We start from the raw sequence: 8,006 nt of genomic DNA, 5'->3' as shown, positions 1-8,006 counted from the left end.
GGGCGATACATAATCAATGGTGGAGGTTGGATGAGCAGCCTGGATGCGCTTGCCGAAACATTACGCCAATTATTTGACGCGAGACAGGAGAGATTGGCCGAAAGGCTGATTGATCGATGCGCGAGAGAGGCATTAACCGACTTAATGGATTCACATTATCAGAGGCTGCCCACTCGCATCCCCTATCTTATAAAACAGAGGCTTAATCGCCGTAGCGATGAAAGCGAGAAAAAGACAGGTCTGTTTATTGCGACCCTGCCACCCGTGCTTAACACATGGTGTAACGAAGGGCGCAGGGCGGCGATTCGAAGTGTGCTGCGCGAGCTTGACGATGCTGACATGATTCAGCTGTCGGCGCAGCCAAAAATAGACGCGGAAGTAGCGTCTATCGTGCGTGAAGTGCTTGTGCACAAATTGCGTGATGGACAGCAAGTGCTGCCTTGATGAGTGATTCGGATCACGAGATTCGAACGTGATCAGGCGTTTGGTTTGGTGGCTGTCGCCATGCGCCACGCAGGATCAAATGTATGCCCATCGAGGCAAATATAAATTTTAATTTATTTAGAAATTCTAATTGTTCGGCGAAAAGGTTAAATAATCATACGGAATGTCACAGCCGATCCATATAACTCGTCTTATAAGTTTAATCATGGTGTAAGCGGAGTCGATCATATTTACCTCAGCCTCCAATTCGGAGGTATTTATGCAATGGGGTACATCATGGCTTACGGATATATGGGTAAGAACCGCATGAAAGCACTCGCGGGTGCAATGCTTCTTGGCATGGTAACGCTGGCTTCGGCAGCTCATGCCGGCACCACCCTGGTCGGTGGCGGCGCGACCTTGCCGGCACTCGGCTACGGTGGCGATGTTACGCATCGTCAGATCACCCCCGTGGCGGGCTCGCTGCTCGCTGTGTACTCGGCGCAGACCGGCAACCCGCAGACTTCGTACTGCCAGACGGGCAGCGGCGCTGGTAAAAACATCCTGGCTGGCGCGACTGTCGGCACCGTGGTTTATAACGTACAGAATGCCTGCCCGGATGGCGCCGCGACGCCGACCGGTTTCGGCGCTCCCGCGGTCAGCCGTACCGACCTGACCCAGCCAAATTTTGCTGGCGCGGATTCGCCGTTGTCGCTCACCGACTACAGCACCTACACGACCAATCGTCCGAGCAGCAAGCCGATTCAGTTCCCGGCTGTCGCTGGCGCGGTGGCGATCACCTTTAACAAGGCTAACGTGAATTCGTTGGCTCTGACCGATGCCCTGGTCTGCAAAATCTTCTCCGGCCAGATCAGCGACTGGAGCGACAGCCAATTGGTTGCCGCCGGTGTGCCGGCTGGCGTGTCCGGCCCGATCAATGTGGTTTACCGTTCGGATGGCAGCGGTACCTCGTTCGGATTCAGCAATCACTTGTCCTCGATATGCGGTGGCACGGCCAGCCTGCATTTCATCACCGACCAGTCTTTCGCCAAGGTGGTTTCGCTGTATAAGCCGACCATTCCGACCAACTGGAACGGTCAGAGTGGCAACGCCAATGTGGTGAATACCGTCGTGGGTCTTGATGGTGCGATCGGCTACGCCGAGGCCGCCAACGTCAACAACGCGGCAGCGCAGTTCGCCACGGTCAATGGTTTTGATCCCGTTGCCGATCTGAGCAACAAAATCACGATCAGCAGCAGCTCCGTGGTTTATAACAGCGCGATCAATGGTGCCGATCCGACCACTGGTAAAGCCGTGGTTTCGGCTATTTCGCCGGCCCCCAGCACCAGCTGCATCGCGCTGGTCCAGCCTTCGGCCTACGCGATCCAGAGCTCGGGTTACCCGATCGTTGCCGTGTCCTACTTGCTGGGTAACAGCAATGGCAACGGCACCGATGCCGCCAATGTCCGTACGCTGCTTGGTGCACCGTACAACTCGACGATCACCAATGCGGTGACCACGATTGGCAACACCTCTCTTAACCAGACGGGTCTGGCCTTCCTGAACGTCGATTTGACCTCCAGCACCTATGCGACCAACCAGGCTCGCGTCAACGCCTGCGTTGCTAACTAAGCATTACCTGGCAAGTCAGTAAGTAGTAAGTCAGTAAGCGCGAAAGGGAGGGGGCTATGCCTCCTCCCTTTCGCCTATCTGCGTTTTCAGAAGTATTTCTGCAATGGAGTACATCATGGCTTACGGATATATGGGTAAGAACTGTATGAAGGCACTCGCGGGTGCAATGCTTCTTGGCATGGTCACGCTGGCTTCGGCGGCTCATGCCGGCACCACCCTGGTCGGTGGCGGTTCAACATTGCCAGCACTCGGCTACGCTGGCGATGTTACGGATCGTCAGATCACCCCCGTCACTGGCTCGCTCCTCGCCGTCTACTCGTCGCAGACCGGTAACCCGCAGACTTCGTACTGTCAGACGGGCAGCGGCGCGGGTAAGAATATTCTCGCTGGTGTGACGGTACATACCGTTACTGGCCCCATTGTTTATAACGTACAGAGTGCCTGCCCGGATGGCGCGCCGACGCCAATCGGCTTCGGCGCCCCTGCGGTTAGCCGTACTGACCTGACTCAGCCCAACTTTGTCGGCACGGATTCACCGCTGTCGTTCACTGACTACAACAACTACACGACCAATCGCCCGAGCAGCAAGCCGATCCAGTTTCCGGTTCTTGCGGGCAGCATTGCTCTTCAGTTCAACAAGGCCAACGTGGACTCGTTGGCCCTTACCGATGCGCTGATTTGCAAAATCTTTTCCGGTCAAATCATCGACTGGGGCGACAGTCAATTGACCGCAGCCGGCGTACCAGTGGGCGTGTCGGGTCCGATCAATGTGGTTTACCGTTCGGATGACAGCGGCACTACATTCGGTTTCAGCAATCATTTGGCCGCAGTGTGCGGCGGTACCGCTAGCGTGCACTTCGTCACCGATCAGGCTTTCACCAAAGTCATCTCGCTGTATAAGTCAACCATTCCATCAAACTGGATAGGCCAAAGCGGCAACGCTAATGTCGTCAATATGGTTCTCGCCACCGATGGAACGATCGCTTATGCCGAGACTGCCAATGTGCTAAACGTGCTTGGTCAGTATGCGACGGTGAACGGTTTTGATCCGGCAGCCGACCTGAGCAACACGGTCACGATCAGCAACAGCTCCATGGTTTATAACAGTGTGATCAATGGCGCCGATGCAACCACTGGTAAGGCCATCGTTACGGCCATTTCACCGACTCCCAGCACCAGCTGCATTGTGCTGGTCCAGCCTTCGGCCTACGCGATCCAGAGCTCGGGTTACCCGATCGTTGCCGTCTCCTATTTGCTGGGTAACAGCAATGGCAACGGCACGGATGCTGCCAATATCCGTAAGCTGCTTGGTGCGCCGTACAACTCGACGATCACCAATGCGGTGACCACGATTGGTAATAACTCGATTGCGACCACGGGTCTGGCCTTCCTGAACGTCGATTTGACTTCCAGCACCTATGCGACCAACCAGGCTCGCATCAACGCCTGCGTTGCTAACTAAGCACTGCCCAGTAAGTCAGTGAGCGCGAAAGGGAGAGGGCTATGCCTCCTCCCTTTCGCCTATCTGCGTCAAGCGGATGTCACGTTGTTAGTGTTGAATTTGCGGTTATGGTTTGCGAGGTGCTGGGATGAGGCTGGGAAGCAATGAGGCCAATGGCACATGTCCGCGCCATGCCGGGTTTCGCTGTGCTTCCCGTTTGCGGGTGGTTGTCCCGCGCTTTCATCGCGTTCGCGGTTTCAGCTTGCTTGAGGTGATTGCCGCGATCCTGCTGCTGGCGATTGCATTTACCGCCTTGATGCAAGTTGCCGGGGGTTCTATGGCGCTTTCGGGACATGCGGCGGAGGCCAGCAAGGCGGCCTTGTGGGCGCAATCCAAACTGGATGGCATGACGGTGATCGAGCCATTGCGCGAGGGTTCGAGTGAGGGGCAATTTGATGCGCAATATCGCTGGCGCTTGAAGGTTAGCCCGTGGGTGTCTGAGTCCGCGGTTGCCGATGTGGGCTCGACGCCTATGCAACTTTATCGGGTGGACCTCGATGTGTTGTGGGGTAATGGCCGGCGTGAGCGTTCGGCGCACTTCACCACGTTGAGGGTTAAGTGAAAGCGGGGAACGCGGAACGGGGAACGGGGAAATGGGCGCGTGTCGCTCGACCTTGCGGTGCGCGCTGTTGTTCCCCGTTCCCCGTTTCCCGTTGCCCTTTTAGCTCTTGCAACGGCTTCAGCTTGCTCGAAGTACTTGCGGCGCTGGCCTTGATGGCTTTGCTGTTGCTCGGCGTCTACGCGGGTATCAGCACGGCGACGCATAGTGTGCGATCGGGCACGGCGGTGATCGAGAAGCTGGATCAGGTTCGATCGGCACAGCAGTTTCTTCGCCACGAGCTGACCCAGACCTCGGCGATTCCGTGGGAAGCGAGCAAGCAGGGCGAGCCGATTGTCTTTAGCGGTGGCGCCAAGGAGATACGCTTTGTGGCGCCGTTGCCCGGCTATCTTGGCAAGCTGGGCCCGCAGCTGCAGACGTTGACTTTTGTCGACGCAGGTGAAAACAAGGCCCGCCTGGAACTGAGTTTTTCGATGCTGTCGGCAGACGGTATTGCGCCGGGTACGCGTAGTGATCCGGAGATTCTGGTGTCGCAAGTTCGCAGTGTTCATTTCAGCTATTACGGCAGCACCGAGGATCAGCGGCCAGAGCAGTGGTCGGAAACCTGGGGGCCTTCGATGCGACTGCCTAGCCTGGTGCGCATCGAGGTCACGCCCAATGACAGCAGTGTGTTCTGGCCGCGCATGGATATTCCGATCCGGCAAGGGCCTAACGCGATCAACGTGCGTGCGATAGCCATGCCGCTGCTGTATGGCAGGGGGCTGCATTGAACGTCTACGCCATGCGTTATCGCCAACAGCGTGGCGTTGCGCTGCTGGTAGTGTTGTGGGCGTGCACGCTGCTGGCGATTCTTCTGGGTGGCTACGCGACAGCGTCGCGACTTGAGGCTACACAGGTGCGTTATCAATTGGCGCAGACGCAGGTTCGATACTTAGCCGAGGCGGGCGTGATGCGGGCCATCTACGAGTCGGCGCAAAACGTCGGCGCCTTGGGCAAGCCTGCTACGGGTCCGTTCTGGATCGCCGATGGACGTCTTTATACCTTGCGCATCGACGACACCGATATACAAATTCGTGTCAGCGATGAAACCGGTAAAGTCGATCTGAACACTGCGACACCCGATGTGCTGCAAGGCCTTTTTCAGGCTGCCGGTGTAGATGCCGGGTCGGCGGCTGCTTTAGTGGCCAACCTGGTCGAGTCGCGCGACGCGCAACGCTTGAACAATCAGACTTACGGCAACCAGCGCTATAAGCAGGCCGGTCTGAACCATGGGCCGCGCTATGCGGAGTTTGCCAGCCTGGAAGATTTACAGGCTGTGCTCGGCATGACGCCGGCCATTTATCAGAAGGTGGAGCCCGCCATTACGCTGTGGTCGCGCCGCCCTCAGCCGACGCCCTTGCTGGCGCCTGCGCTGGCCTTGTCCGCGCTGCCGGGGATGGACATGAATAAAGCGCAGCGCTTCATTGCGGTGCGTGAGGCAACCCAGCCGCCTGCGCCGCCGCCGGTATTGCCCAATGGCATGCCGGCCGGCAACTGGCGTGGCGGTAACGTCAAAACCATTTATGCCACGGCCAGTACGGCCGACGGCATGCGGTCGGCGTTGCAGGTCACGGTGCGTTTCGACGCGTTGCGTCCTGGACAAAAGAAAGTCGGCACTCCCTACACCATCCTGCGCTGGCAGGATGATGTAGGGCGGTAGCTCGCTCAGGGGGCGGTGAACCGGCTACTGGCAAAGCTCAGCCGATGAAAGCGGCTATCCGATGCGCCGACGGCGACCACGTATGTATGCCCGCTTACCAGGCCGGCTTCGCTCAGGTTTGCCGTACCTTGCGGGCCCATGACCAGGGTCTGCCACACGGTGGCATTGCCATGACCGCTGCTGGCGACGGCCGGATCAAGCACGTAGACCAGAGTCATTATGGCGCCGCTGGGTGGGCTCCAGCTGACCGTGTTGCCGGTCATCGACACAGAGAAATTGCTGGGCACGTTCTTGCCGACGGCGAACAACTCAAAGGTGCCCTTGGGTGCAATGTAGTAGCTGATACAAGAGGGGATGTCGATGTACTGCTTGCCACCGTCAACGGTAAACGTGCCGGCATAGGCACTTTGCGCTGGTGCATAGGTGCCGGTAAATGTACCGGCTTGTTGGGTGCCGTCGATGCTGCCGTTCCACTTGCCTTTCAACGAGGCTCCGGCTTTGCTGCCTGAGATGGTACCCAGGTTATGGCTCTGGCAGCCAAGGTAAGTGAAGTACATGGTGCCGGAGAACTCACTGTCGGACGCCGGCAGGTTCAGGTACACCGAACCCATGGTCGGGTCTTCGGGATTGCTGGCCGGGTCTTCCTGGTAGTAACCGAGATAGACACTGTCTTGCGACGTCGAGGCATTCGCGACGGCGTGTGCCGCCGGGCTTGCTGCCCATCCGGCCAGCGGCAAAACAGTGGTCAAGGCAAGGGCAAGCAGGGTGCGCATAGGAGTCTTCATGGCGATCATCAAGAGAACTTGATCAGTGGCAGGCCGACCTGCTGCCGGCAGCTGTTACGCATCTCGCGCTCTTGCTTGACGGTATCCTGCAACGAGCTCGTATCGGGCTTGCCGCTATTCATATTCTGTATCGTGGCCGCCGCGCGCTGGGCAAATTTGCCGGCAAAACATTCGCAGTAAGACGCCAGTTTCGGGTTTCCTTTGAGGTCTCCCTCGCCGTAGGGCGGCGGCATATTGATCGACTGATTGGCGCACATGTCGACGTACTGGCTGGTCATGCGCGATGACATATCATCTGCATGCGCCGATGCGACGGTGGCCAGGCCGATGATGGTGCCCAACAAGGTGCGGGTCCATGCCTTGTTCAGGGCAGACGAAACATTACGTACTGACTTCATAGCTTATCCATGGCGATGGTTTTTGACGGAACGAAAAAAGAGCGAGACGCATCTTATATGGATTGTGGGTTTTGGCTAGCTTGATGACGCCAGGCAGTTTTACCCGCCGACCAAGCCTGCGCAGGCAGACGCAAAAACGCTACGGACAAGCTGGGACGAACAGCATGGGTATACCCCGTGTGGCGATGAGTTGAAGCCCGGATCTACCAAGTCTTCAGACTGGCGACATCGATGATGTCTACTGCGCTACTCCGGACGCCTGCTGGGAGGCCGGCATGTGGGTTGTGGTGGAGATGGCGTTGTGGTCACTACATTGCCGTCAGGATGTCCATACTCATGCCTCGATTTACTGGGTCGCAGGCCATGATCGACACCGGATAAAAAGTTTTGTTTGAAGCCGCCATTACCATCGAAAGCATAGCGATCACATTCGCCCGTCGCTTGATTTGAAAGGTAATTGTCAAGGCGACTGTTATTTGAAGCGCATCCAGTAATAAGGCATGTTGATAAAACAATCAGGCGCAAGATGGGTGCATAATTATTATTTTCATCATCCATAATAATCTCGACTTACGGAGTGTTGCCTACATAATTTTCATCAAACATGCCGTCCCGCTGGGCGCGAAAGATCACCGCACGTTGCATTTCATTCTGCGCCATCGATTGGCTGACGGCAGACAATTGACGCTCGATGCCGTTGCGCTGGGTGGCCGCATCCAGTGGTAGCTGTGCCAATGCCTGCTGGGTGGCTTGCCCTTGCTGACGCAGCTCTAGCTGCTGTCGCATCAGCGTCTTGTACTGGGCCTGGGCCTGCAAGGCGGCGGCTTCTTGTTGTTTCACCTGCAGGATCGAGACATACCCCTGGGCGGTGAGTGGTCTGATGCGATCCAGGAGATCCTGCGCGCTGGTGACTTGATGCTGCTGGATGCGCAATTGGTCGTTGATCTGAGCGAGCTGGGCACGTAACGAGGTCGCCTTGTTGCGTAGGGCAGCAGTCTGTTGTCGCATG

Annotated in this window: 8 protein-coding genes and 1 pseudogene; 6 read left to right on the top strand and 3 right to left on the bottom strand. The window is 57.3% G+C overall.

Annotated features, from left to right (window positions below):
• Positions 1 to 30: 30 nt before the first annotated feature.
• The 6 genes from OUZ52_RS04560 to OUZ52_RS04535 all read left to right on the top strand — a co-directional run bounded on the left by OUZ52_RS04560 (position 31) and on the right by OUZ52_RS04535 (position 5,814).
• Entirely contained in the window at positions 31 to 444 is a 414-nt protein-coding gene (locus tag OUZ52_RS04560) for a hypothetical protein (RefSeq protein WP_266157143.1), read from the top strand.
• A gap of 306 nt (positions 445 to 750) precedes the next feature.
• The gene (locus OUZ52_RS04555; protein ID WP_266157142.1) at positions 751 to 2,055 is read left to right on the top strand and encodes a substrate-binding domain-containing protein; all 1,305 of its coding nucleotides are present in this window, start codon (positions 751 to 753) and stop codon (positions 2,053 to 2,055) included.
• Positions 2,056 to 2,158: 103 nt separating this feature from the next.
• A complete protein-coding gene (locus tag OUZ52_RS04550) occupies positions 2,159 to 3,517 on the top strand; it encodes a substrate-binding domain-containing protein (protein WP_266157141.1) in 1,359 nt (452 codons plus the stop codon).
• Positions 3,518 to 3,644: 127 nt separating this feature from the next.
• A complete protein-coding gene (locus OUZ52_RS04545; RefSeq protein ID WP_266157140.1) occupies positions 3,645 to 4,118 on the top strand; it encodes a prepilin-type N-terminal cleavage/methylation domain-containing protein in 474 nt (157 codons plus the stop codon).
• Complete coding sequence (locus OUZ52_RS04540) at positions 4,115 to 4,885, top strand: prepilin-type N-terminal cleavage/methylation domain-containing protein (RefSeq protein WP_425493779.1); 771 nt, start codon at positions 4,115 to 4,117, stop codon at positions 4,883 to 4,885. Before OUZ52_RS04545 ends, OUZ52_RS04540 begins: the two co-directional genes overlap by 4 nt.
• Positions 4,882 to 5,814 carry a type II secretion system minor pseudopilin gene (locus OUZ52_RS04535; RefSeq protein WP_266157138.1) on the top strand — a complete coding sequence of 311 codons (933 nt, stop codon included), beginning with the start codon at positions 4,882 to 4,884 and terminating at the stop codon, positions 5,812 to 5,814. The genes OUZ52_RS04540 and OUZ52_RS04535 overlap by 4 nt, the downstream gene beginning before the upstream one ends.
• 5 nt (positions 5,815 to 5,819) lie before the next feature.
• Here the strand turns inward: OUZ52_RS04535 and OUZ52_RS04530 are convergent, their stop codons facing one another.
• The 3 genes and pseudogenes from OUZ52_RS04530 to OUZ52_RS04520 form a co-directional block, all read right to left on the bottom strand.
• Positions 5,820 to 6,599, bottom strand: coding sequence for a hypothetical protein (locus OUZ52_RS04530; RefSeq protein ID WP_266157137.1), 780 nt, complete (start codon positions 6,597 to 6,599; stop codon positions 5,820 to 5,822).
• Between the two features lie 8 nt (positions 6,600 to 6,607).
• Complete coding sequence (locus tag OUZ52_RS04525; RefSeq protein WP_266157136.1) at positions 6,608 to 6,997, bottom strand: hypothetical protein; 390 nt, start codon at positions 6,995 to 6,997, stop codon at positions 6,608 to 6,610.
• Between the two features lie 570 nt (positions 6,998 to 7,567).
• Positions 7,568 to 8,006 (bottom strand): annotated as a pseudogene (locus tag OUZ52_RS04520) (anibiotic ABC transporter); the annotation flags it as partial.

The sequence above is a fragment of the Dyella silvatica genome (assembly GCF_026283955.1).
Lineage (GTDB): Bacteria > Pseudomonadota > Gammaproteobacteria > Xanthomonadales > Rhodanobacteraceae > Dyella_C > Dyella_C silvatica.
This window is presented reverse-complemented; position numbering and strand designations above follow the sequence as displayed.